A 23,349-nucleotide genomic window follows, 5' to 3' on the forward strand; every position below is an offset into this window, starting at 1 on the left:
CCGTCCCCGCAGGCAACCGTGCGGGTTTCGGGCGCCTGGGCGGGGGCACTCACGCGCCGGCCTCCAGCAGATCTTCGATATGCACGGGCAGCTCGCGCACGCGCACGCCCGTGGCGTGGTGCACGGCATCGGTGATGGCGGCGGCCACACCCGCCAATCCGATCTCGCCGATACCGCGCGCGCCGAGCGAATTGAGCGCCGTATCCGGATGGTCGAGGAAAACGACATCCAGTTCCGGCATGTCGGCGTGCACCGCCATGACATAGTCCGCAAGGTTGCTGTTGATCGGCGCGCCGCTGCGCTCGTCGTAGTGGGTGTGCTCGAACAATGCCATGCCCATTCCCATGACGACCGCGCCTTCGATCTGGTTGCGCCCGGTACGCGGGTTGACGATGCGGCCGGCGTCGATCACCGTCACCACGCGGCGCACCCGCAGGCGGGCCAGTTCGGGGCGCCAGCCGACCTCGACGAAATGCGCGCCGAACGACTGGATGGAGCGCTGGTCCGCGCCGGGATCCTTGCGGCTCGATCCCGACTTGCCGTTGGCCGAGAGCTGGGCCAGCCCGCAGGCGACGAGCACCTCCTCGAACGGCACGCCTTCGGCGGCGGGCGCTGCCTTGGCCTGGACCCGGCCTGCGCTCAACACGAGCCCATCCGGCCCCGCGTCGCCCAGCGCGGGCAGCCCGGCCTGCGCGGCGGTCTCGAACAAGCGGCGTCGCAAACCGCGCATGGCGTCATCGACCGCGGGCACCAGCGAGCCCGTGAGCATCGAGCCGCCGGACACGGGCCCGGCGGGATAGCGCGTATCGCCCAGTTGTATGTCGATGCGCTCGACCGGTATGCTGAGCGCATCGGCAACCATCTGCGCGAGCACGGTGTAGGTGCCCGTTCCGATGTCCTGCGCGGCGCAGGACACGCGCACGCGGCCATCCCGGCACAGCATCAGGCCGATCTGGGCCGGTAGCCGCTGCGCCATCCATGAGGCGCTGGCCATGCCCCAGCCCAGGATCTCGCCGTCGTCCGCGCGCATCGAACCGGGCCGGGCGTCCCTTCGCGACCAGCCAAAGCGCTGCGCGCCGGTGCGCAGGCACTCCACCAGGTGGCGGCTGGAGAACGGCACGCCCTTGGCTTCGTTCACGCCGGGCTCGTTGCGCAGACGCAGTTCGAGCGGGTCCATCCCGAGGCGTTCGGCAAGCTCGTTCATGGCCGACTCGACCGCGTACAGCCCCGGGACCGCGCCCGGCCCGCGCATCGAGGTGGCCGCGCCCACGTCGCGCGCCGCGTGGCTCCACGTGATGCGCAGGTTCGGCGTGCTGTAGAGATACGAGGTCGCCTCGCCGCAGTTCTCGTGATAGGCGTCGCGCCGGGAGGTGCGCACGACGTAGTCCTGGCGCAGCGATACCAGTCGGCCGCCGGTATCGGCCGCCAGCCGGATGCGCTGCCGAGTGGGCGGACGATGCCCGACCGTGTGGAACATCATCTTGCGGCTCACCTCCAGCCGCACGGGCAGGTGCAGGTCGCGCGCCGCCATCGCGGCGAGTGCGCAATGCGTCCAGGGCCACAGCTTGCCGCCGAAACCCGAACCCAGGTAGTGCGTGAGCACGCGCACGCGTTCGCTCTCCACGCCCAGCATCTGCGCCATCACGGCGCGATGGTTCATGACCGCCTGCGACGTCTCGTACAGCGTATAGGTTTCGCCGTCGTAGACCGCGACGGTGGCGTGCAGCTCGATGGGATTGTGGGTCTCGGTCGGTGTTGTATAGACATGATCGAGCGTCACCGGCGCGTTCTCGTAGGCGGCATGCGCGTCGCCGCGCTCGCTCTGCACGGTGACCGGCCCCTCGCCTTCGTCGATGTCCCCGACATCGTGCGGCTGCGTTGCGTACTCGGCCACGACCGCATTGGCCGCGGCCATCGCGCGCTCCAGGGTATCGGCCACGACCAGGGCGATGTACTGCCCGTAGTAGCGCACTTCGTCGTCCCAGAGCGGGGGGCGGTTCTCGTCGATGGAGGCGCCGCTGGCCTTGGCCACCCGGAACAGCTTTCCCCGGACGTTCTCGTGGGTGTACACGTTCAGCACGCCGGGCATGCTGCGCGCCCGCGCCGTGTGCAGGCGCTGCACGCGCCCCCGGCTCACGGTGGCCGGCACCGGCACGGCGTACACCATGCCGGGAAACTGATGATCGACGGTATAGCGCGCGCGTCCGGAGACTTTGAGCGGCGCATCCACACGGGCCATATCCCGGCCCACAGCCATTTCGGTACTCACGGCGTCGCCCTCCCCCGCCCGCTCATCGCGACAGCGCGCTCCAAAGCATGCACGATGCAGCGGCGCGCGAGTTCCCCCTTGAAGCGCGTGCCGTCGCGCAGTTGCGCCGCGGCCAGCTCCGTGCGCGCGGCGGCATCGAACAGCGCCGGCCCGGGCGCATGGCCGAGCAACTCGCGCTCGGCATGATGCGCACGCCAGGGCACGGTTCCCACGCCGCCGAGTGCGAGACGCACGTGACGGATACGCCCATCGGCCACGGCGACAACCGCCGCGGCCGAAGCGAGCGCGAACTCGAAGGAAGCGCGGTCCCGCAGCTTGACGTACAGCATGCCCGCATCGGCAGGCGGCGCGGGCAGGCACACATGGGTGATGAGCTCGCCCGCCTTGAGTCGCGTCTCGCGCTCGGGCGTATTGCCCGGCAGGCAGTGAAAGCCCGCCAGCGGCAGCGTGCGCTCGCCCGCGCTGGAGGACAGTTGCAGGCCGGCATCCAGCGCCAGCATCGCCACGCTCATGTCCGACGGATTCGAGGCCAGACAATGCGCACTGGTGCCGAGGATGGCCAGATTGCGGTTGTAGCCGTCCTGCGCCGGACAGCCCGAACCGGGGTCACGCTTGTTGCACGGCATGGCGGCGTCGCGAAAGTACACGCAGCGCGTGCGCTGCAGCAGGTTGCCGGCGGTCGTGGCCAGATTGCGCACCTGTGCCGAGGCACCGGAGAGTACGGCCTGGCTCAGGACGGGATAGGCCTGGCGGATGTAGGCATCGTGGGCGAGATCGGCGTTGCGCACCCCGGCACCGATGCGCACGCCGCCATCGGCCAGCCGCTCGATGCCATCCGGTTCACCGCCGGCGAGGTCGACCAGCTCGTCAGGGGCCTCCACGTCGAGCCGCATCAGATCCACCAGGTTGGTACCGCCGCCCAGAAAGCGCGCGCCTTCGCGCGCGCCGAGCCGGATCGCCTCCTGGGACGAAGCCACGCGGGTGTAGGCGAAGGGTTGCATATTCAAGCTCCGCGGCGCACGTGCTGAACGGCGGCCAGAATGTTGGCGTAGGCGCCGCAACGGCAGATGTTGCCGCTCATGGCCTCGCGCACGTCGGCGTCGCTGCCGCCGCAGGGCTCGTCGAGCAGCGCCACCGCCGACATGATCTGGCCCGAGGTGCAGTAGCCGCATTGCAGCGCATCGTGCTCGACGAAAGCCTGCTGCATGGGGTGCAGCGCGTCGGGCGTACCCAGGCCCTCGATGGTCTGCACCTGCGCGCCCTCGCAGGTGACCGCCAGCACGAGACAGGCGTTCACCCGGCGGCCTTCCAGATGCACGGTACAGGCGCCGCATTGGCCGTGGTCGCAGCCGCGCTTCGTGCCGGTGAGGCCGAGATGTTCGCGCAGAAAGTCGAGCAGGGAAACGCGGGTGTCCAGGCGCGCCTGGACGTCGTTGCCGTTGACGCGCAGGCGTACCTCGGCAAGGCCGCTGGAGCTGGGTTGATCCGCCAGCGGCGGCGGGGCAACGAGGGAATCGGTCATGATGGCAAGTCCTGGGTTGTCGGACCGGCCGTCGCTGGACGGAACGCGTGCCGGCATGGCTTTCATCGATGGCGCAGGGCGACGACGACGCTGCGCTTTCCGTGTGCATGCGCGCTGCCTGGCCCGAAGACCGGGGGTCGCGCGGACATGGGCGTACGGGAAGATGAGAGACAGCATCGCCGGCGCTGATGAAGACCCCCGCCCGGGCCTTCGACTGGCAGACCTCGCAGCAACGGCCATGCCCGGCCGGCCCTGGGCACGCTGCTTGCAAAGAACTGAGCCTACCTCACTGCCCGGAGAGCGCCATGGCAACGAACCGCAAGGGTGCATCGCCCGCCGCCGTTGACGCGGCCAAAGACAGCGGCCCCGCTGCAAACGAAGGCCGCGTGCTGCCGTCGGGCGGCCCGGTGGAGGTGCCGCGCGTGCCCATGCCCGAGAACGCCAAGGACGACGTGGCCGGCAAGCAGAGCCACCCCCGGGCGGACGAGAGCGGCGGCACGAGCTGGGCCGACAACGCGCTGCCTGCGCCGAACAAGAAGACGGTGAGATCCAATCCGTATTGAGCCGCGGTGCGCACGCGCCGGCTGGACACGGTTGCACTCCACACGATTGGATACGCTTTTCGTGTCGGGCTCAAGGGAAACCCAGGTGGCAACGGAGATTCCCCGCGGGTACGCTGAGAGTCCGGACAACAAGAAGCAAGACGGACGCTCGCCTGGTCGAGGTGCCGTAGTCATGAAACGTCTATTCGATCACCACGCCGGCGAGCACCTCGATGTGGACGGCGCCTGCCTCTACTGCGAGGAAGCGGGCGACCCCCAGGGGCAAGCGCTGGTCCTCCTGCACGGGGGCTTCGGCACCATGGAGGACTTCAACGGCCTGCTCGCGGCAGTCGCCGGGGATTTCCACGTCCACGCCATCGATTTTCGCGGCCACGGCCGCTCGACGCTGGGCTACGACCGGCTGTGCTACGCACGGCTGGCCCAGGACGTCGCCCAGTTCATCGCCTACCGCGGGTTGCGCAATCCCGCCATGGTCGGGATCAACGATGGCGGCGTGATCGCATACCGGCTGGCCGCCGAGGCCGACCTGGGCATCGCGCGAGCAGTGGCCATCGGTGCCAGCTGGGACATCAGCCACCGCGCGGCATCGCGCCAGGAACTGGCGACCATCACCGGGGCAAGCTGGCGCACGCGCCATCCCGATGCCTATCACGCCTACCAGCGGCTGAACCCGCATCCCGATTTCGACGGCCTGGCCGAGGTGGTGGTGGGCATGTGGCTGGACGATACGCCGGCAGGCTACCCGGGCCCGGCGGTCGAGCGCATCGCGTGCCCGTTGCTGGTCGTGCGCGGCGACAGCGATCGCTACATGCCGCGCCACGCCGCGGTGGACCTGGTGGACCGGGTGTCCGGCGCGCAGTTGCTGAACATCCCGTCGGCCGGGGCGGCCGTGCTGGAGGATGCCGCCGAGATCGCCGTCAGCTGCATCAAGCGATTTCTGGTGGCGGCCTGAGGCGGGTGCCAGCGGCCTCGGGCGCTGCCCGCTCCCACTGTCCGACTCGCAGAAAGGCACGGCCCCGTCGTTGCCACGGCGCAATTCCACATCTCACCGGCAGGGTCAAGGCTCGCGTTCTGGTGCCGGCTCGTCGTCTTCCGCCTGCAGGCCGGCCACGAGAAAGGGAATGACGTGCTTGAAGGCCGCGTCGAAATCCTTTCCGGAGCACCTGCCTGCTGAGACGAACTCCAGTCGCCCGGTGTCACCCAGCGCATATTGATACGCGCCGAGTATGAGAATGAAGCGCCAAGCGAGCTTCTCGACCGTCAACGCAGGCAGGCTGCGTTGTAGCGCGGCAAAATACCTGCGGGTGGACTCATCGTAGAGTTTTGCGCGTATCTGCGTGATCGGAAGCGCCGCGTCCAGATGGAGCCTGGACAGTATCTTCACGAAGGCATATCCACCCGGGCCGCTGCGTGCGACATCGAACGCGGGACGCAGGAACAGCTCCAGGATTCTTCGCACTGCAAGCGGCTCGCCATTTGCCGCCTTTTCTTCGAAATCAAGAAGGCGCAGGCGCTCCGCGGCGATGCCCACCCCGCGGCGCAGATAGACGTCCTTGAACAGGACGTCTTTCTTCTTGAAGAAGTAGTGAATCATGCCTTGATTCACGGCCGCTTTTTCGGCCACGTCCTTCAACGAGCAGCCGTCGTAGCCTCGTTCCGCGAACAACTGCTCGGCGGCATCCAGAATGCGTTCGCGCCCTTTTCCTTCTTTCGGAGCGGACGACGGGGCGTTCATGTTTTCGATCACAACGGTGCGGTTTGGCATGAGCGGGACCCAGGGGGTCGGCAGACGTGCCGGCGCGACTGGCTAGGCCGTTGAGTTTACCTTGAACGATTCCGCTGCCGGCCGGCGCAGTCCGCATCGACCGGCGGCGCCGACCGATGCGCTGGCCACGTCACCGCCATGAGCGTCACAACGCCGCAACCCTCTCAAGCGACCTTGACATGGCTCCTCTCGTTCGCCAAAATGAAGTTAGTTGTTTGACTAACTAACTCACGGCGAATGACTGCGTATCACCTCACGCGTCCGCTCAGGCGGCGTAGGACGCCCCTGCCCTAGGGGCTCAACCGCGACGGGATGAAGCCCGGGCTATGACTCGCAGCACACTTTCTAGCAGGAGCGTTGGATGGCTATCGTTTGCGTGCACCACGTCAATATCAGTACGGACAGGTTCACCGAAACCTGCGACTTCTATTGCAACGTGCTGAACCTTTCCCGCGGCTGGCGCCCACCCTTTCGAAGCCGGGGGGCATGGCTGTATGCGGGAGACATCCCGATCGTGCATGTCAACGAAGTCAGTACGCCGAAGCGTGCGTCGGCGGAATGCGCGTTGGACCATTACGCTTTTCTGATAGACGACCACGCCGCCGCGAAGCAGCGCCTGGACAGCGCCAATATCGTCTATCGCGAAGCGGCCGTGCCGGAAACCTCCATCCGTCAAATCCTCCTGCACGATCCGAACGGCGTGGCCATCGAGCTGCAGTGCCCGGTCGCCGAACCGCAATGATCGTCCGGCCGATGCACGATTGGCCTGGTTCAACGGGAACTGCCGGTTTCCGGACGGCCGGAAAATCCGACAGACGTGTCAGGGAATGCGAATGAAATCTCGACCTTTGAGTGCGGTGGTGGTTGGCGGCTCCGTGGGCGGGTTGATCGCCGGGATCGTTTTGCGCCGACAAGGCCTGGATGTCCGGATATACGAGCGCAATCCGACGTCGATCGAATCGCGCGGCGCCGGCATGCGGGTCCAGCCGGAGATGCGCCAGCTTTTTCTCTCCGAACTGGACATCGATCTCGGCGAGGTGATCACCTGCGCTTCGGGATTCCGATACATAGGCCGGGACGATCACTCGATCGCCTTCTCTGAGGAGCCTATCGAATTCACTTCCTGGACTGCGCTCTACGGGATGCTGCTCGATCGCTTCGGCCGGGAACGCTACCACCTGGGGCACGAACTGGTGGACTATCGCCAGGACGCCGACACGATCACGGCGCTGTTCTCCAATGGCAAGGCACAGGTCGCGGACATACTGGTTTTCGCCGACGGGATCAATTCCACCGGACGCACGCTGATGGACCCCGACGCCAGGCCGCGCTACGCGGGCTACATATGCTGGCGAGGCTTCGTCGAAGCCGATGCCCTGTCCAGGCAAAGCCGGGAGACGCTGGGCGATACCTTGACCGCGACGCTGCTGAACCCGGGACACATGCACGTCTACCCGATCCCGCCGGGCGACGCAGGGCAATCCAGGCGATACAACTTCGTGCTTTATCGAAGACTCGCTCGCGGCACCGACTTCTCGCATGTGATGACGGATCGAAGCGGGGTCGAACGCCCGCTGTCCGTCCCGCCGGGAGCGGTACGCGACGACGTCATACAGGAACTCAGGCAGTTCGCCGGCAGGCATCTGCCGCCCTCGCTGAGCGAGCTCGTTCAGCGCACGCCCGACCCCTTCATTCAGTCGATCATCGATATCCATGCGGCCGTGATCGCCGATGGTCGCGCCTGCCTGCTTGGCGACGCCGCATCGGGCGGCCGGCCTCATCTCGGCGCTGCCACCACGAAGGCGACGGTCAACGCTGTGGCCCTGGGGCGCGCCTTGTTCGGCAGCCAGGATGTGCGCGCGGCGATCCGGGCATGGGCGCCCAGCCAGCTTCGCTTCGGCGAGCGGATGCTATCCAGGAACGCGATGCTGGGCGACAGGCTGCTGGGAGACGCCATATCGAAGCCCGGCGATCCGGAATTGCGCCCCGGCGTGCGGGACTTGATCGAAGAAGCGCTTGCGCCGGTCGGCGCCGGCTGACTGCGATCGTCGCGACCCGCGCAGGCAAGCACGAATTCTCATATTGGAAGGAGACAAAACATGAAGTCGAATCTGAATCGGCTCTTCCTCGCTGCGCTCGGAGCGCTGGCCGCCCACGCCCCTTTGGCCCACGCAGAAGACGCGGGCGCATATCCCGCCCGAGCGATCACGATGATCATTTCCTACAGCCCCGGCGCGGCCATGGACATGACGGGAAGAATGATCGCCAATGAAATGGAAGGCTTGCTAGGCAAGCCCATAGCCGTCGTGAATCGGCCCGGCGCGTCCGGCGTGATCGGCACACGGATGCTCGTACGCGCCCAGCGCGATGGCTACACACTCTCCTTCGCCCCCACGACGCCGTTGACTAGCGAGCCTCTGCGCGTCGAGAACATTGGCTATGGCCTCGAGGACGTGACCGCGATCTGCAAGACCTCGGAGACCTACTATCTCGTCGTCGTTCCGGCCGCCTCACCGTACAAGACACTTGGCGATCTCATCGCGAAAGCGCGAACCGCCGATGAGGTCGTATCGGCCGGATCGGCCGGGCACGCTTCGGTCAATCACCTGGCGGCAGCCGACCTGGGCGGAGCGGCACAGGTGACGTTCAATCATGTGGCGTATGGGGGCGATGCCGCCATGCTGGCGGATCTGCTCGGGGGGCGGCTCGACTTCGGCGTAGCTGCAGTCAGTTCCGTCAACGCCCACGTCGACAGCGGCGGCGTCCGGATACTCGCATCACTGACCGAGCAACGCGTGCTGCCCGCATATCCGACGGCAAAGGAACTCGGGTTCGATACCGCATCCGCGAGCTTCCAGGGCATCATCGCTCCCAAAGGCATCCCCAAGGGTGTGAAGGACAAGCTGGAACTCGCCTGCCGGGAGGCGCTTGCTTCGCCGCGCGTTCAGGATTGGGCGAAATCCGTCAATCAGGTGTTGGTCTACGGCGATGGCGATGAATTCCGCAACCAACTCGAAGCCGACATGCGCGACAAGGAACGCATTCTTCAACGCATCGGGCTGCTCGCCCGATAGCATGGCCCACGGCGAATTCGGGCGGGTCGGCACGTATCGCCGCCAAGCGCTTGCGGCCCATGGCTGCATTCCGGGCTTTCCTGCCGAGAGGTCGACATGAGCATCTCCCCCACTTGCGACTCGCATTTTCGTGCGCGGTTGCAGCAAAGAAAGCACTTGATCGGGACGTTCGTGAAGACTCCCACCAGTCATGCAATCGAGATCATGGGGCTGGTGGGCTTCGATTTCGTCATCGTGGATCAGGAGCACGCGCCCTTTGACAGGGCCGCTATGGACGTCGCATGCCTGGCGGCCAGGGCATCGGGCATCGCGGCCATCGTCAGGGTTGCCGAAGCGACGCCCAGCGCGATCCTCTGCGCTCTGGACCTGGGCGCAGACGGCATCATGGCTCCCCACATCGACTCCCCGGAAAAAGCCCGCGCGCTTGCCCGCGCATGTCGATACAGGTCTGGCACCCGAGGCTACTCGTCGACGACTCGGGCCGGACGCTACGGCGACGCGAAGATGGCGGAACACATGGCCGATCAGGACGCACGCGTCGTATGCATCGCCATGATCGAGGACGAAGCGGCCTTGACGCAGCTCGACGCCATTGCGCAGGTCCCGGGCATTGATGGCCTTTTCATCGGACGCGGCGACTTGAGCGCCGCCCTGGGTGCGGCGCGTGCGGCCGAGGCGACCCGTCGAATCGCCATGGCCGCACGCACCGCGGATCTCGCGGTGATGGCGCTCGTATCGACGAAAGAAGACGCGGCGGCAATGCGCAATATGGGCGTGAGCGCTTTCGCCATTTCGAACGACCAGAGCTTCATGAAGGCGGCCGCGGCCCAGGCGGTCAAGGACTATCGCGACCCTGCGGGACTGTGAGCCTGACGTGTCGCGGCAACGGCACGATAGAATCGTGCGGCCGGCGCGAAGAGGGGGCCGGAAATGAAATGCCCCCGTTCCTTACGGATACGGGGGCATTGAAATCCTGGTGCCGGTGAGAGGAGTCGAACCCCCGACCTTCGCATTACGAATGCGCTGCTCTACCAACTGAGCTACACCGGCCAAGAAAGAAAAAGATTATATCTTATTCCGCATCGGCCTGCATAGAGGGCTGCGCTTTCTCGAAGGCCGGCAGCGCGAGGCAGGCGTCGCCGATGCGGCGCACGTTTTCGTACGGCGCCAGATCGACCTGGAAGCGCTGCGCGTTGTAGATCTGGGGCACCAGGCACAGGTCCGCGAGCGTGGGCGTGTCGCCGTGCGAAAACCGGCCGGTGGCGTCCGAGCCGGCCAGCATGGCTTCGTAGGCGGCAAAGCCCAGATGCATCCAGTGATGCAGCCAGGCCTGGCGCGCGTCGTCGCTCACCTTCAGGGTTTCGGTGAGGTAGCGCAGCACACGCTGGTTGTTGACCGGATGCACGTCGCAAGCGATCGTCTGGGCGAGCGCACGCACGCGCGCCCGGCCCAGGGCGTCCGCGGGCAGCAGCGGCGGCTGGGGATGCGTTTCGTCCAGGTACTCGACGATGGCCATGGATTGCACCAGGTGATGGCCGGCATCGTCGACGAGCGTCGGAACGAGCCGCGCCGGATTCACCGACGCGTAGGCCGCGGCATGCTGCTCGCCGCCGTTGCGCACCAGGTGCACGGGAATGTGCTCGGCGCTCAGCCCCTTCAGTTCGAGCGCGATGCGCACGCGATAGGCTGCGGAACTGCGAAAGTAGCCATACAGCTTCATGTGTCTGTCTTCTCCGTGGCGGGCGTCAGGCCCTTGGGCAGGGGAAAGGCGACGTGTTCCTCGGCGCCGGGCAAGGTGCGCACCGACACGGCGCCCAGTGTCTTGAGCCGCTCGATCACGCCGCGCACCAGCACGTCGGGTGCGGAGGCGCCCGCCGTCACGCCGACCCGGCGCGCGCCCTGGAGCCATGCCGGATCGATCGCGTCGGCATCGTCGATCAGGTGCGCGCGGGCGCCGCGGCGCTCGGCGACCTCGCGCAGCCGGTTGGAGTTCGAACTATTGGCGCTGCCCACCACGAGTACCAGATCGCAGTCGGGCGCCATGATCTTGACAGCGTCCTGGCGATTCTGGGTGGCATAGCAGATGTCGGCCTTCTTGGGTTCGGCGACATTCGGAAAGCGGCGGCGCAGGGCCGCGACGATCTGGGCGGTGTCATCCACCGACAGCGTAGTCTGCGTCACGTAGCCGAGGTTGTCCGGGTCGTCCACGACGAGCGTCTCGACATCCTCGGGGCTCTCGACGAGCAGCATGCCGCCTTCGGCCTGGCCGAGCGTGCCCTCGACTTCGGGATGGCCGCGATGGCCGATCATGATGACCTCGCGGCCGGCCGCGCGCATCTTGGCCACTTCGACGTGGACCTTGGTGACCAGCGGACACGTTGCATCGAACACGCGCAGGCCGCGCGCGTCGGCGTGCTGGCGCACCGCCTTGGCCACGCCGTGGGCGGAAAACACCACGATGGCCCCTTCCGGTGCGTCGTCGACCTCGTCGATGAAGATCGCGCCCTTGCCGCGCAGATCGGCGACGACGTGCCGGTTGTGCACGATCTCGTGGCGTACGTAGATGGGTGCGCCATACAGTGCCAGCGCGCGCTCGACGATGTCGATGGCGCGGTCCACGCCGGCACAGAAGCCGCGCGGCTGCGCCAGCACCACATCGGCGCCGGCGGCGGGCAAGGTATCGAGCGCGACCTGCTCGATCACGGCCTGTCGGTTCATAGGACCCCCAAGATGGCGACGTCGACCTTCAGGCGGGCGCCGGCCATGGGATGGTTGAAATCGAAAACGGCGTGATCCTCGTGCATTTCCTTGAGGATGCCTGCGTAGCGGCCACCGTTGGGCGCCGTGAACTCGACCATGTCGCCAGGGTTGAAATCCTGGTCGGTGCCGGCATGCTCGCGCAGCATGGCGCGCGATACCCGTTGCAGCAGTTCGGGGTTGCGCTCGCCATAGGCATCGGCCGGCGCGAGCTCGAAGCTGGCGCTCTCGCCTTCCGAGCGGCCGAGCAGCGCGGCCTCCATGCCCGGCGCCCACTGCCCGACGCCCAACTGCAGCGTGGCGGGCCGACCCGTGAAAGTATCGGCGAAGACCTGCCCCGCGCCCGCGCCCGAAGCCAGGGTGATGCGGTAGTGCAGCGTGACGTAGGACGTTTCCTGGATGCGCGGCGCGCAGTGTCCGGAATTCGACGCAGTGGACGTGGGAGCAGTCAAGATGGATGCCAAGATGTCGAGATCGAATCTCCGATTTTAAGACACCTCTCGCGCCATGCCCCACCCCAGTGCCTGTGCCGACCTTTGCACATCAAGCCGCCCCGCCAACACACGCTCGCCGCCGGAGCGCCCTCGCGAACGTCTCTGGCGCCACGGCCCCGAGGTCCTGACCGACGTCGAGCTGCTGGCGGTCGTGCTGGGCACCGGCCTGCCCGGCCAGGGCGTGATGGCGCTGGCGCGCCAACTGTTGGCGGACAGCGGGCTGCGCGGCCTGCTCGGACGCTCGCCCCAGGCGCTCGCCGGGCTGCCCGGACTCGGCCCGGCTAAAGCCTGCCAACTGGGCGCGATCCTGGAACTCGCGCGCCGCTCGCTGGCCGAGGAACTGCGCCGCGGCGAGCCCATGAACCAGGCCGAGCTTTCCCGGCGCTACTGCGCCTCGCTGCTCGCGCACCGCGACGTCGAGATCTGCCTCGCGCTGTATCTCGACAATCAACTGCGCCTCATACAATACGAGGAACTGAGCCGCGGCACCCTGTCCCAGGCCGCGCTGTATCCGCGCGAGGTGGTCCGGGCCGCCCTGCGCCATCATGCGGCGGCGGTCATCCTGGCGCATAATCACCCGTCGGGACGTGCCGAGCCCAGCGCGGCCGATCGCCGGATCACGCGCCACGTGCGCGAGGCGCTCGCGCTGATCGACATACGCCTGCTGGATCACATCATCGTGGCAGGCAACCAGACGGTATCGCTGGCGGCCGAGGGGCTGATCGATGCCGGCGCTTGATCAATATTGCCAAGACCGGCCGACGCATGCTACATTGGCGAGCTTTACAGGCTTTTGCGGCTCCGCATTCAGGGGGCGCTCACTCGATGGCGTAAATCGCGAACGACACACGAACGGCAGTGTCGTCGCGGCAGCCTCGTTCGCAAAAGCCCTGGCCTGGCCTTTGGCCGGCAAGACGCAGGCCGCGTGGATACGCTGCGGCCGGCACCAAGGAATTTCCTCGTTGCGCGACCGCCCAGGCGGTGCTCGCACTGCGGCGATCGCGGTATTGTGCGGATTGTCCGCCGCGATTTTCATACAACTTACGGATAGACAAAGAGGTTTGGTCATGGCGCGCGTATGCCAGGTAACCGGCAAGAAGCCGATGGTGGGTAACAACGTCTCCCACGCCAACAACAAGACGAAGCGCCGCTTCCTGCCCAACCTGCAGTCGCGCCGCTTCTGGGTGGAAAGCGAGAACCGCTGGGTGCGCCTGCGCGTGAGCACCTCCGCCCTGCGTTCGATCGACAAGAACGGCATCGACGCCGTCCTGGCCGACCTGCGTGCCCGCGGCGAAGCGGCCTGAGCCGCGCCTCGTCAACCACTGACCCCAGGAGTACACCATGGCCAAGGGAATCCGCGAAAAGATCAAGCTCGAGTCGACCGCCGGCACGGGCCACTTCTACACGACGACCAAGAACAAGCGCAACACGCCGGAAAAGATGCTGATCAAGAAATTTGATCCGGTCGCGCGCAAGCACGTCGACTACAAGGAAACCAAGCTGAAGTGATTCAGCCGCGGCCCGCGGGCCGCTGTTCCGTGTATGACCCGAGCCCTCGCCTCCACTCCGGAGGCGAGGGCTTCGTTTTTTGCGCCTGGCGGCAGCGACAGGCGTAGCGAGGAGGATTGACAGACATTATGCTCAGAGCTAGCATAATTACGAGTACGCCCTGCTGGGCGATTTTTTGCCGCCGGGCCGCCCCCAAGGCGAAAAAGCGCCTCCTCAGAGGCGGCAAGTCGAAGGCGCAGCGCAAGGGCCTTTTTTTTGCCCGCACTAATACTCTTTTTGAGCATAAATCTGTCATACCGAGAGGGATCGAGACATGAACAAGCCCATGGCGCGCTTGCGGCGCTGGACCGCCACGGCGGCACTGCTGGCCCTGAGCACCGGCGCGGGCCTGCCCGCCGGCGCGGCCGAGGCGCCCATACGCATCGGCGAGATCAACAGCTACAAGGCGCAGCCGGCCTTTCTCGAGCCCTACCGCAGGGGCTGGGAGCTGGCGCTCGAGCAAGTCAATGCCGCGGGCGGCGTGAACGGCCGCAAGCTGGAAGTGATCTCGCGCGACGATAACGGCAACCCCGGCGATTCGGTGCGCGCGGCCGAGGAGCTGCGTACGCGCGAAAAGGTGGACCTGCTCTTCGGCGGCTTTCTGTCGCACACCGGGCTCGCGCTGACCGACTATGCCAAGCAGCGCAAGATCTTCTTCCTGGCGGCCGAGCCCCTGACCGACAAGATCACGTGGGAGCAGGGCAATCGCTACACCTTCCGCCTGCGGCCCTCCACCTACATGCAGGTCGCCGCGCTGATTCCTCCGGCGGCGGCCCTGGACAAGAAGCGCTGGGCCATCGTCTACCCCAACTACGAATACGGCCAGTCGGCGCTGCAAAGCTTCAAGGCACTGCTCAAACAAGCGCAACCCGACGTCGAGTTCGTAGCCGAGATCGCCGCGCCGCTGGGCAAGGTGGACGCCGGCGCCGTGGTACAGGCCCTGGCCGATGCCAAGCCCGACGCCATCTTCAACATCCTGTTCGCCACCGACCTGACCCGCTTCGTGCGCGAGGGCAACACCCGCGGGCTGTTCGAGGGACGCGAAGTGGTCTCGCTGCTGACCGGCGAGCCGGAGTACATGGACGCCCTCGGCGGCGAGGCGCCCACCGGCTGGACGATCACGGGCTACCCCTGGTATGCCATCGACACGCCCTACAATCGGCAATTCGTCGCCGACTACCAGGCGCGCTTCAACGACTACCCCCGCCTCGGTTCGGTGGTCGGCTACGCGTCGCTGATGTCGATCGCGGCGGGGCTGCGCAAGGCGGGCGAGGTCGACACCGAGAAACTGGTGGACGCCTTTCGCGGGCTGGAGGTGGATTCGCCGTTCGGCCCGATCCTTTATCGCGCCCTCGATCACCAATCGACCATGGGCGTGTACGTCGGCAAGAGCGCCGTCCAGGACGGCAAGGGTGTGATGGTGGACTTCGACTACATCGACGGAGCGGACTTGATGCCGCCCGACGATACCGTGCGCGAGCTGCGTCCGGCAACCGAGTGATGCGCACGACGACCACGCTGACCCCGGCGGCGTGGCGTGCGGCGCGCACGCCCGCCCGCGCCGGGGCGCCGGCATGACCTGGTCGGGACTGGCGGCGCAGTTGCTCAATGGGCTGGCGAGCGCCAGCGCCCTGTTTCTCGTCGCCGCCGGGCTCTCGCTGATTTTCGGCGTCACCCGGATCGTCAATTTCGCGCACGGCTCCTTTTACATGCTGGGCGTCTACCTGGCCTATAGCGCCACCCAGGCCTGGGGCCAGAGCGTTGCCGGCTACTGGCTGGCGGTGCTTGCCGTGGCCTGCGCCGTCGGCGCCCTGGGCGCTGCCGTGGAAATCGTCGTCCTGCGGTGCACCTACCGTTCTCCCATGCTGTTCCAGTTGCTCGCCACCTTCGCGCTGGTGCTGATCGTGCGCGACGCTGCGCTCTGGGTGTGGGGGCCGCAGGATCTGCTCGGGCGACGCGCGCCCGGGCTGGAGGGCGCGGTCACGCTGTTCGGTCGCCGTTTTCCCACCTACGACCTGCTGCTCATCGCGATCGGCCCGCTGGTGCTGGCCGCGTTGTGGTGGCTGCTCAACCGCACGCGCTGGGGCACGCTGATCCGCGCCGCCACCCAGGATCGCGAGATGCTCTCGGCGCTGGGCGTGAACCAGGCGTGGCTCTTCACCTCGGCCTTCGCGCTCGGCTGTCTGCTCGCCGGGCTGGGCGGCGCGCTTCAAGGCCCGCGCGTGCCGGCCAATCTGGCGCTGGATCTGGAGGTGCTCGCCAGCGTGTTCGTGGTGGTCGTGGTGGGCGGCCTGGGCTCCATTCCCGGCGCTTTTCTCGCCGCCCTGCTGATCGGGCTGGTGCAGGCGCTGCTGACCGCGATCGGGCACGTGGACATCCTGGGCGCGAGCGTGTCGCTCTCGCGCATGACCCTGGCTGCGGAATTCCTGGTGATGGCCGTGGTGCTCATCTGGCGCCCCTGGGGCCTGCTGGGGCGTCCGCCCGCGCTGGCCCGCACCAGCACGGCGGCCGCGCACGACGAACGCTGGCGGCCCCGCACGCGCTGGCTGCTCGCACTGGTGGCCGTGCTCGCGCTCGTACCGTGGGCAAGCGCGGCCTGGCCCTACACCACCGTACTCATGACCGAGATCCTGATCGCGGTGCTGTTCGCCGCCAGCCTGCATTTCCTGATGGGCCCGGCCGGCATGGACAGTTTCGGCCACGCCGCGTATTTCGGCCTGGGCGCCTACGGTGCGGCGCTGTTCATGCAGGGGCTCGCCCTGCCGATGGAAGCCGCGCTGCTCCTGGCCCCCCTGGTCCCGGCGGCCGCCGCGCTCGTCTTCGGCTGGTTCTGCGTGCGCCTGTCCGGCGTGTATCTCGCCATGCTTACCCTGGCCTTCGCGCAGTTGGTCTGGGCCATCGTGTTCCAGTGGGACGCGGTCACCGGCGGCAGCAACGGCCTGATCGGCCTGTGGCCGGCCGACTGGCTGGCCTCGCCCCAGGCGTTCTACTGGCTTGCCCTGGCCGCATGCGTGCTCGCCACTGCCCTGCTCTGGCGCGTGATCGATGCCCCCTTCGGCTACGCGCTGCGCGCCGCGCGCGATTCGGCCCTGCGCGCCGAAGCCATCGGCATCGACGTGAAGCGCACGCAGTGGCTGGGGTTCGTGCTGGCCGGCGCGATCTGCGGGTTGGCCGGCAGTCTGTTCGCCTTTTCCAAAGGCAGCATCTCGCCCGATGCGCTCAGCATCGAGCGTTCGGTGGACGGCCTGGTCATGGTGCTGCTGGGCGGGCTGCACGCCCTGCTCGGCCCGCTCGCCGGGGCCTCCGTCTTCACCTGGCTGCACGACACCGTGGCGCGCTCGGTCGAATACTGGCACGCGGCGCTCGGCCTCGTCATTCTGGTCCTCGTGCTGCTCGCTCCGCGCGGGCTCGCGGGCCTGCTCCAACGGCGCGCGGCATGACGGCCGGCCCCGCCCTGCTCCGGGTCGAGGATCTCGCCAAGTCGTTCGGCGGGGTCAAGGCCGTCGACGGCGTGTCCTTCGCGGTGGATGGCGGCCGCATGCTGGCCCTCATCGGGCCCAACGGCGCCGGCAAGTCGACCTGCTTCAACCTCATCAATGGCCAGTTGCGCCCCGAGCGCGGCCGCGTCAGCCTGGCCGGGCAGGAAGTCACCGGCCAGACGCCGCGCGCCATCTGGCGCGCCGGCGTGGGCCGCACCTTCCAGATCCCGGCCACCTTCGGTTCCATGACCGTGCGCGAGAACCTGCAGGTGGCGCTGGCCTCGCATGCCCGCCAGCTCGGCCGGTTCTGGCCGCGCCTGCGCAGCCTGTTCCGCGACGAAAGCCAGGCGCTGCTCGAGCAGGTGGGCATGGCGGCGCAGGCCGAGCGCGCCTGCCGTGTGCTCGCCTACGGCGACGTCAAGCGCGTGGAACTCGCCATCGCCCTGGCCAGCCAGCCGCGCGTGCTGCTCATGGACGAGCCGACGGCCGGCATGGCGGCGGACGAACGCCATGCGCTGATGGCGCTCACCCGGCGCCTGGTGGACGAGCGCGGCATCGCGGTGCTGTTCACTGAACACAGCCTGGACGTGGTGTTCGCCCACGCCGACACGATCGCCGTGATGGCGCGCGGCCGCCTGATCGCGCACGGCGCGCCCGCCGACATCCGCAACGACGCCCAGGTGCGCGCGGCCTATCTGGGCACGGACGACATTCCCGCGGGGTCCGCTGCCGGCGGCCCGCTTGCCGCCCCCGGAGGGAACCGATGACGAACCGACAGCCATCCGCGCCGCCGGCCCGCGCCGGCGACGCCGGCCGGCCCTTGCTGCAGGTACGCGCGCTGAACGCGTGGTACGGCGACGCGCACATCCTGTTCGACCTCGGCTTCGAGGTGGCGCGCGGCGAAGTGCTGGCGCTGACCGGGCGCAACGGCGCGGGCAAGTCGACCACGCTGAAGTCGCTCATCGGCCTGGTGGCGCGCATGCGCGGCGACGTCGCCTTCGACGGGGTGCCGATCGCCGGCCTGCCGGCGCACCGCATCGCGCGCCTGGGCCTGGGCTACGTGCCGGAAGACCGCAGGGTGTTCAGCGAACTGACCGTGCTCGAGAACCTGGAGACCGGGCGCCAGCCGGCGCGCGCCGGGCTGCCCGCCTGGACCGTGGAGCGGCTGTTCGACATGTTCCCCAACCTCGCGGCCATGCCGCGCCGGCGCGGCGAGCACATGAGCGGCGGCGAACAGCAGATGCTGAGCCTGGCCCGCACCCTGATGGGCAATCCGCGCCTGGTGCTGCTCGACGAGCCCTCCGAGGGCGTGGCCCCGCTGATCGTCGAACAGATGGCGCAGGCGGTTAGCGACATGAAGCGCCAAGGGCTGAGCGTGCTGCTCTCGGAGCAGAACGAACGCTTCGTGGCGCGGGTGGCCGATCGCGCGCTGCGCCTGGAACAGGGCCGGATCGTGGCCGCCTGAACGGCGGCGCGCACCGCTCAGTATCAGTAACCCACGGTGAGACCGGGCACGTCGACCACGACGCGCGGCTGGCCTACGGCCTGCGCGGCGTGCCGCACGAAGGCGGCGGCAAACTCGGGGTCGGCACGCAGGCCGTCGTAGCCCTTGGCGATCGCGATCGCCAGGATGCGGTCGAGCAGCAGCACCTTGCCGCTGGGCCGCACGGGTTCGCAGCCCAGGGCCTCGTAGGCGTCGGACAGCCAGTGATGCGCAGTCGTGGGAGCCTGGGGGTTGCCCTTGTCGTAGGGTGCTGCCAGCTCAAGCACGCGACCATTGCCAAAATTGACGGTGAACTCGGCTTTCATGTGTCTTCCCCCTTGTGGTCGCACGCTGCCGATCGTGGTCGGCTGATCGCATTGTTGCACTAAAATGGGCTATTTCACGCAGTGCTTTTGCGCATGTCACCTGCCACCCAGCCCGTTCTCGACTTCAAGAGTGCCACCCTGTATGCCGTCCGTCTGGTGCTGCGCAGCGCCGACACTGCGACGCTCCTGCGCGCACTGAACGAGCGGCTCGATGCGGCGCCCGGCTTCTTCGAAGGCGAGCCGGTGGTGATCGACGCCACCCGGCTCGAGCAGGCGCCCGCCTGGCGCGAGCTTGCCGATACCTTGCAGCGGCGCGGCCTGCCCGTGGTCGGGGTGGCCGCCGCCGACGCCTGGCAACCCGAGATCCAGGCGGCCGGGCTGGCCGCCGTGCATCTGCCGGCCGGCCGTGACGCAGCCCCGCTCGCCAGCGGCAGCGTGCATCGCGACCCGCCCGCGGCCGTTCCGGAGCAAGGCGAGCTCGACATCCCGGCGCCCGCGGAAGTCGTGGCGCAGGCGGGCGTGGCCCACGCCACGGCCGACGCGGTGTCCGCCGCGCCCCAGCCGCCGGCCGAGACCGGCCGTCCCACGCTCATGATCGATCGCTCGCTGCGTTCGGGCCAGCGGGTCTACGCGCGCGGCGCAGACCTGGTGGTCATCGGCATGGTCAGCCCGGGCGCCGAGGTGATCGCCGACGGCAGCATCCACGTCTACGGCCCGCTGCGCGGCAAGGCCATGGCCGGCGCGCGCGGCGACGAGAGCGCACGCATCTTCACCACCCGGCTGGATGCCGAACTGGTCGCCGTGGCAGGCATCTACCGCGTGGTGGACACGCGCCTGCCCGAAAACGTGCAGGAACGGCCGGCTACGGTACGATTGCAGGCTGGCGCCCTCAGCATCGAGCCGCTCGCGATCTGACCGCGGGCCGCGGGCCCCCTCCACACCCACAGCTTTCCCACAAGAAGGATTCCCACGCCATGACACGTATTGTTGTCGTCACTTCCGGCAAAGGCGGCGTCGGCAAGACGACCACCAGCGCGAGCTTCAGTGCAGGTCTGGCCATGCGCGGCCACAAGACGGCGGTCATCGATTTCGACGTCGGCCTGCGCAACCTGGATCTCATCATGGGATGCGAGCGCCGCGTGGTCTATGACTTCATCAACGTCATCTCAGGCGAAGCGACACTGAACCAGGCGCTGATCCGCGACAAGCAGCTTGAGAACCTGTACATCCTGCCGGCCTCGCAGACACGCGACAAGGACGCCCTGACCCGCGAAGGCGTCGAAAAGGTATTGAACGAACTCAAGGAAATGGGGTTCGAATACATCGTGTGCGATTCGCCGGCGGGCATCGAGTCGGGCGCTCTGCAGGCAGCCTATTTCGCGGACGACGCCCTGGTGGTGACCAACCCCGAAGTCTCGTCGGTGCGCGACTCCGACCGCATCCTCGGCATCCTGTCGGCCAAGTCCAAGCGCGCGGTGGAAGGTGCCGAGCCGGTCAAGGAGTTCCTGCTGCTCACCCGCTACAACCCCAAGCGCGTGGCCAACGGCGAGATGCTGTCGCTGCAGGACGTCGAAGAGATCCTGCGCATCAAGCTGATCGGCGTGGTTCCGGAATCGGAGAACGTGCTGCACGCGTCCAACCAGGGCATCCCCGCCGTCCACCTCAAGGGAACGGATGTCGCCGAAGCCTATCAGGATGTCGTGGCCCGCTACCTCGGCGAAGACCGCAAACTGCGTTTCGTGGACTATGAAAAGCCCGGGTTCATCAAGCGACTCTTCGGAGGCAAGTGATCCATGTCCCTGCTCTCATTCTTCCTGGGCCAGAAGAAGCAGACCGCGACCATTGCGCGCGAGCGTCTGCAGATCATCCTGGCTCACGAACGCTCGGGCCGCGGGCCGTCGGCCGACTATCTGCCCCAATTGCAGAAAGAACTGATCGCGGTCATCAGCAAATACGTCAACATCAACGCCGACGACATCAAGGTCAATCTCGAGCGCCAGGATTCGTTCGAGGTGCTGGAGGTCAAGATCGAGATGCCCTCGGGGCCGGGGCAGCCGGCCACACCGCCTTCGGCCTGACCGACGGCGGGGCACGCGACGGCCTTCCCCGGCCCGCGACCGCCCCACGCGCTCGCGCGCCCTGCACCGCCCGCTGAAGCGGGCACACCACCGGCGGCGTCTGCTCACGAGGCAGCACGCCTGCCGCCGGGACCGCACCGTGTCCCGCCATACCAGCACCGCCATGCCACGCAAGCGACTCGACTTCCGCGGACACGCGTTTCGCGACGTCCTCGGCTATACCTTCGGCCATTGGGGCAGACAGCCCTGGCGCGTGGGCGCGATCGTGCTCTTCGCCCTGCTTTCCACGGCGGCCGATCTGTTCACGCCGCTGTTCGCCGGGCGGCTGGTGCAAGCCATCGCCGCGGGCTCGCCGGGCGAGCACGCCGCCTACAGCCAGGCCCTGGCGGCCCTGGGCGCGCTGATCGCGCTCGGGCTGGCCAGCACCGGGCTGCGCCAGCTCATGTACCAGACCATCATCGGCATGACCCTGCGGGTGATGAGCGCGGTTGCGGCGAGCGCCTTTCACCGCGTACAGCGGCTCTCCTCGGACTGGCACGCCAACGCCTTCGCCGGTTCGACGGTACGGCGCATCACACGCGGCATGTGGGCGCTGGACCTGCTCAACGACACCTTGCTGCTGGCCCTGCTGCCTTCGGCCAGCGTGCTGATCGGCGCCACGCTACTGCTGGGCGCGCACTGGCCGCTGATGGGGCTGGTGGTCGGCCTGGGCTCGCTGCTCTACATCGGCGTCACGGTGGCCCTGTCGCTCGGCTTCGTGGCGCCCTCGGCGCGGCTGGCCAACGCCTGGGACACCCGCATGGGCGGCGCCCTGGCCGACTCGGTGACCTGCAACGCCGTGGTCAAGGCGTTCGGCGCCGAGGAGCGCGAGGAGAGCCGCCTCGCGCGCGTCGTGCACAAATGGCGCCGCCGCACCCGGCGCACCTGGGTGCGCGGCACCATCAACGGCGGTGTGCAGGGCATCATGCTGATCCTCATGCAGGCCGCGATTCTCGGCTCGGTGCTCTGGCTGTGGCAGACCGGCCAGGCCGACGCGGGCGACATCACCTTCGCGCTCACCATGTTCTTCGTGCTGCAGGGCTATCTGCGCGAGGTCGGCATGCACATCCGCAACCTGCAGCGCGCGGTCAACGACATGGAGGAACTGGTGGCGCTGGAGCACGAGCCGCTGGCCGTGGCCGACCGGCCGGGCGCGCCGCCGCTGCAGGTGAGCGCCGGCGAGATCCGCTACGAGCACGTGCGGTTCGGCTACGACGGCGCTGGCGCTCCCCTGTTCGACGATCTCTGCGTGCGCATTGCGCCGGGCGAACGGGTCGGCCTGGTCGGCCCTTCGGGCTCGGGCAAGACGACCTTCGTCAAGCTGATCCAGCGGCTGTACGACGTGGATGCCGGCGTCATCCGCATCGATGGCGTCGACATCGCCGGCGTGCGCCAGACCTCGTTGCGCCAACAGGTCGCGATCGTGCAGCAGGAGCCGATCCTCTTTCATCGCTCGCTCGCCGAGAACATCGCCTACGGCCGCCCGGACGCCAGCCGCGCCCAGATCGAACGGGCGGCGCGATTGGCCAACGCGCACGACTTCATCGATCGGCTGCCCAAGGGCTACGACACGCTGGTGGGCGAGCGGGGCGTGAAACTCTCGGGCGGAGAACGCCAGCGCGTTGCCATCGCCCGGGCTTTCCTGGCGGACGCGCCCATCCTGATCCTGGACGAAGCCACCTCCAGCCTGGACAGCGACAGCGAGGCCATGATCCAGGAAGCCATGGAGCGGCTCATGCTCGGCCGCACCACGCTGGTCATCGCGCATCGGCTGTCCACCGTGCGCACCCTGGACCGGCTGCTGGTGTTCGAGCGCGGCCGCATCGTCGAGGAAGGCACGCACGAGACCCTGGCGCGCCGCGCAGGCGGCGTCTATAGCCATCTGCTGCAACTGCAGAACTACGTGCCGGAACCCGCGCCCACGTTGCCGGAGCCTGCGCCGGCGCATTGAT

Annotated in this window: 25 protein-coding genes and 1 tRNA gene; 17 read left to right on the forward strand and 9 right to left on the reverse strand. The window is 67.8% G+C overall.

The features are described 5' to 3' along the window. Window positions 1-49: 49 nt before the first annotated feature. From FOZ76_RS23650 to FOZ76_RS23660, 3 genes are read right to left on the reverse strand one after another with little or no spacing between them, the layout of a single operon-like run. A complete protein-coding gene (locus tag FOZ76_RS23650; RefSeq protein WP_342781890.1) occupies window positions 50-2,269 on the reverse strand; it encodes a xanthine dehydrogenase family protein molybdopterin-binding subunit in 2,220 nt (739 codons plus the stop codon). Then, entirely contained in the window at window positions 2,266-3,270 is a 1,005-nt protein-coding gene (locus FOZ76_RS23655; RefSeq protein WP_143950762.1) for an FAD binding domain-containing protein, read from the reverse strand. Before FOZ76_RS23655 ends, FOZ76_RS23650 begins: the two co-directional genes overlap by 4 nt. 2 nt (window positions 3,271-3,272) lie before the next feature. After that, window positions 3,273-3,791, reverse strand: a complete 519-nt coding sequence (locus FOZ76_RS23660) for a (2Fe-2S)-binding protein (protein WP_143950763.1) — start codon at window positions 3,789-3,791, stop codon at window positions 3,273-3,275. Between the two features lie 305 nt (window positions 3,792-4,096). Between FOZ76_RS23660 and FOZ76_RS23665 the strand changes: the two genes are divergently transcribed. Beyond that, on the forward strand, window positions 4,097-4,354 hold the full coding sequence (locus FOZ76_RS23665; RefSeq protein WP_143950764.1) for a hypothetical protein: 258 nt from the start codon (window positions 4,097-4,099) through the stop codon (window positions 4,352-4,354). Window positions 4,355-4,526: 172 nt separating this feature from the next. Then, the gene (locus tag FOZ76_RS23670; RefSeq protein ID WP_143950765.1) at window positions 4,527-5,306 is read left to right on the forward strand and encodes an alpha/beta fold hydrolase; all 780 of its coding nucleotides are present in this window, start codon (window positions 4,527-4,529) and stop codon (window positions 5,304-5,306) included. Between the two features lie 105 nt (window positions 5,307-5,411). Here the strand turns inward: FOZ76_RS23670 and FOZ76_RS23675 are convergent, their stop codons facing one another. Next, entirely contained in the window at window positions 5,412-6,119 is a 708-nt protein-coding gene (locus FOZ76_RS23675) for a TetR/AcrR family transcriptional regulator (RefSeq protein WP_143950766.1), read from the reverse strand. A 361-nt stretch (window positions 6,120-6,480) separates the two neighbouring features. On the opposite strand from FOZ76_RS23675, the gene FOZ76_RS23680 reads away from it, so the two are divergent. The 4 genes from FOZ76_RS23680 (at window position 6,481) to FOZ76_RS23695 (ending at window position 10,060) form a co-directional block, all read left to right on the forward strand. Further along, on the forward strand, window positions 6,481-6,861 hold the full coding sequence (locus FOZ76_RS23680) for a VOC family protein (RefSeq protein ID WP_143950767.1): 381 nt from the start codon (window positions 6,481-6,483) through the stop codon (window positions 6,859-6,861). A gap of 106 nt (window positions 6,862-6,967) precedes the next feature. Beyond that, window positions 6,968-8,158 carry an FAD binding domain-containing protein gene (locus FOZ76_RS23685; RefSeq protein ID WP_170235607.1) on the forward strand — a complete coding sequence of 397 codons (1,191 nt, stop codon included), beginning with the start codon at window positions 6,968-6,970 and terminating at the stop codon, window positions 8,156-8,158. 60 nt (window positions 8,159-8,218) lie between these two features. After that, window positions 8,219-9,193 carry a tripartite tricarboxylate transporter substrate binding protein gene (locus tag FOZ76_RS23690; protein ID WP_143950769.1) on the forward strand — a complete coding sequence of 325 codons (975 nt, stop codon included), beginning with the start codon at window positions 8,219-8,221 and terminating at the stop codon, window positions 9,191-9,193. A 96-nt stretch (window positions 9,194-9,289) separates the two neighbouring features. Next, window positions 9,290-10,060, forward strand: a complete 771-nt coding sequence (locus FOZ76_RS23695) for an HpcH/HpaI aldolase family protein (RefSeq protein ID WP_143950770.1) — start codon at window positions 9,290-9,292, stop codon at window positions 10,058-10,060. 107 nt (window positions 10,061-10,167) lie between these two features. Here FOZ76_RS23695 and FOZ76_RS23700 read toward each other — a convergent pair. The 4 genes from FOZ76_RS23700 to FOZ76_RS23715 all read right to left on the reverse strand — a co-directional run bounded on the left by FOZ76_RS23700 (window position 10,168) and on the right by FOZ76_RS23715 (window position 12,351). Further along, window positions 10,168-10,243: transfer RNA gene (locus tag FOZ76_RS23700), tRNA-Thr, on the reverse strand. Window positions 10,244-10,265: 22 nt separating this feature from the next. After that, a complete protein-coding gene (gene maiA / locus FOZ76_RS23705) occupies window positions 10,266-10,913 on the reverse strand; it encodes a maleylacetoacetate isomerase (RefSeq protein WP_143950771.1) in 648 nt (215 codons plus the stop codon). Continuing rightward, window positions 10,910-11,911, reverse strand: a complete 1,002-nt coding sequence (ispH, locus tag FOZ76_RS23710; protein ID WP_143950772.1) for a 4-hydroxy-3-methylbut-2-enyl diphosphate reductase — start codon at window positions 11,909-11,911, stop codon at window positions 10,910-10,912. Before ispH ends, maiA begins: the two co-directional genes overlap by 4 nt. Next, complete coding sequence (locus FOZ76_RS23715) at window positions 11,908-12,351, reverse strand: FKBP-type peptidyl-prolyl cis-trans isomerase (RefSeq protein WP_143950870.1); 444 nt, start codon at window positions 12,349-12,351, stop codon at window positions 11,908-11,910. The genes ispH and FOZ76_RS23715 overlap by 4 nt, the downstream gene beginning before the upstream one ends. A 106-nt stretch (window positions 12,352-12,457) precedes the next feature. On the opposite strand from FOZ76_RS23715, the gene radC reads away from it, so the two are divergent. The 7 genes from radC (at window position 12,458) to FOZ76_RS23750 (ending at window position 18,936) form a co-directional block, all read left to right on the forward strand. After that, a complete protein-coding gene (radC, locus tag FOZ76_RS23720) occupies window positions 12,458-13,183 on the forward strand; it encodes a RadC family protein (RefSeq protein ID WP_143950773.1) in 726 nt (241 codons plus the stop codon). 328 nt (window positions 13,184-13,511) lie between these two features. Further along, the gene (rpmB, locus tag FOZ76_RS23725; protein WP_143950774.1) at window positions 13,512-13,748 is read left to right on the forward strand and encodes a 50S ribosomal protein L28; all 237 of its coding nucleotides are present in this window, start codon (window positions 13,512-13,514) and stop codon (window positions 13,746-13,748) included. 37 nt (window positions 13,749-13,785) lie between these two features. Next, on the forward strand, window positions 13,786-13,953 hold the full coding sequence (gene rpmG, locus FOZ76_RS23730; protein ID WP_014750397.1) for a 50S ribosomal protein L33: 168 nt from the start codon (window positions 13,786-13,788) through the stop codon (window positions 13,951-13,953). Window positions 13,954-14,266: 313 nt separating this feature from the next. Beyond that, complete coding sequence (locus tag FOZ76_RS23735) at window positions 14,267-15,493, forward strand: ABC transporter substrate-binding protein (RefSeq protein ID WP_143950775.1); 1,227 nt, start codon at window positions 14,267-14,269, stop codon at window positions 15,491-15,493. A gap of 73 nt (window positions 15,494-15,566) precedes the next feature. Further along, window positions 15,567-17,432, forward strand: a complete 1,866-nt coding sequence (locus FOZ76_RS23740) for an ABC transporter permease (protein WP_143950776.1) — start codon at window positions 15,567-15,569, stop codon at window positions 17,430-17,432. Next, window positions 17,429-18,238, forward strand: coding sequence for an ABC transporter ATP-binding protein (locus FOZ76_RS23745; RefSeq protein ID WP_143950777.1), 810 nt, complete (start codon window positions 17,429-17,431; stop codon window positions 18,236-18,238). Before FOZ76_RS23740 ends, FOZ76_RS23745 begins: the two co-directional genes overlap by 4 nt. Then, window positions 18,235-18,936, forward strand: coding sequence for an ABC transporter ATP-binding protein (locus tag FOZ76_RS23750; RefSeq protein WP_143950778.1), 702 nt, complete (start codon window positions 18,235-18,237; stop codon window positions 18,934-18,936). The genes FOZ76_RS23745 and FOZ76_RS23750 overlap by 4 nt, the downstream gene beginning before the upstream one ends. 23 nt (window positions 18,937-18,959) lie before the next feature. On the opposite strand, the gene FOZ76_RS23755 is transcribed toward FOZ76_RS23750, so the two are convergent. Beyond that, on the reverse strand, window positions 18,960-19,280 hold the full coding sequence (locus FOZ76_RS23755) for a hypothetical protein (protein WP_143950779.1): 321 nt from the start codon (window positions 19,278-19,280) through the stop codon (window positions 18,960-18,962). Window positions 19,281-19,373: 93 nt separating this feature from the next. Between FOZ76_RS23755 and minC the strand changes: the two genes are divergently transcribed. The 4 genes from minC to FOZ76_RS23775 all read left to right on the forward strand — a co-directional run bounded on the left by minC (window position 19,374) and on the right by FOZ76_RS23775 (window position 23,348). Further along, window positions 19,374-20,195, forward strand: coding sequence for a septum site-determining protein MinC (minC, locus tag FOZ76_RS23760; protein ID WP_143950780.1), 822 nt, complete (start codon window positions 19,374-19,376; stop codon window positions 20,193-20,195). A 59-nt stretch (window positions 20,196-20,254) separates the two neighbouring features. Continuing rightward, window positions 20,255-21,070: a septum site-determining protein MinD gene (gene minD, locus FOZ76_RS23765; RefSeq protein ID WP_143950781.1), complete on the forward strand. Its 816-nt coding sequence runs from the start codon at window positions 20,255-20,257 to the stop codon at window positions 21,068-21,070. Window positions 21,071-21,073: 3 nt separating this feature from the next. Beyond that, complete coding sequence (gene minE, locus FOZ76_RS23770; RefSeq protein WP_143950782.1) at window positions 21,074-21,358, forward strand: cell division topological specificity factor MinE; 285 nt, start codon at window positions 21,074-21,076, stop codon at window positions 21,356-21,358. Window positions 21,359-21,521: 163 nt separating this feature from the next. Further along, a complete protein-coding gene (locus FOZ76_RS23775) occupies window positions 21,522-23,348 on the forward strand; it encodes an ABC transporter ATP-binding protein (protein WP_143950783.1) in 1,827 nt (608 codons plus the stop codon). The last annotated feature ends 1 nt before the right edge of the window (window position 23,349 follow it).

This window comes from Verticiella sediminum (genome assembly GCF_007558815.1).
GTDB lineage: Bacteria > Pseudomonadota > Gammaproteobacteria > Burkholderiales > Burkholderiaceae_B > Verticiella > Verticiella sediminum.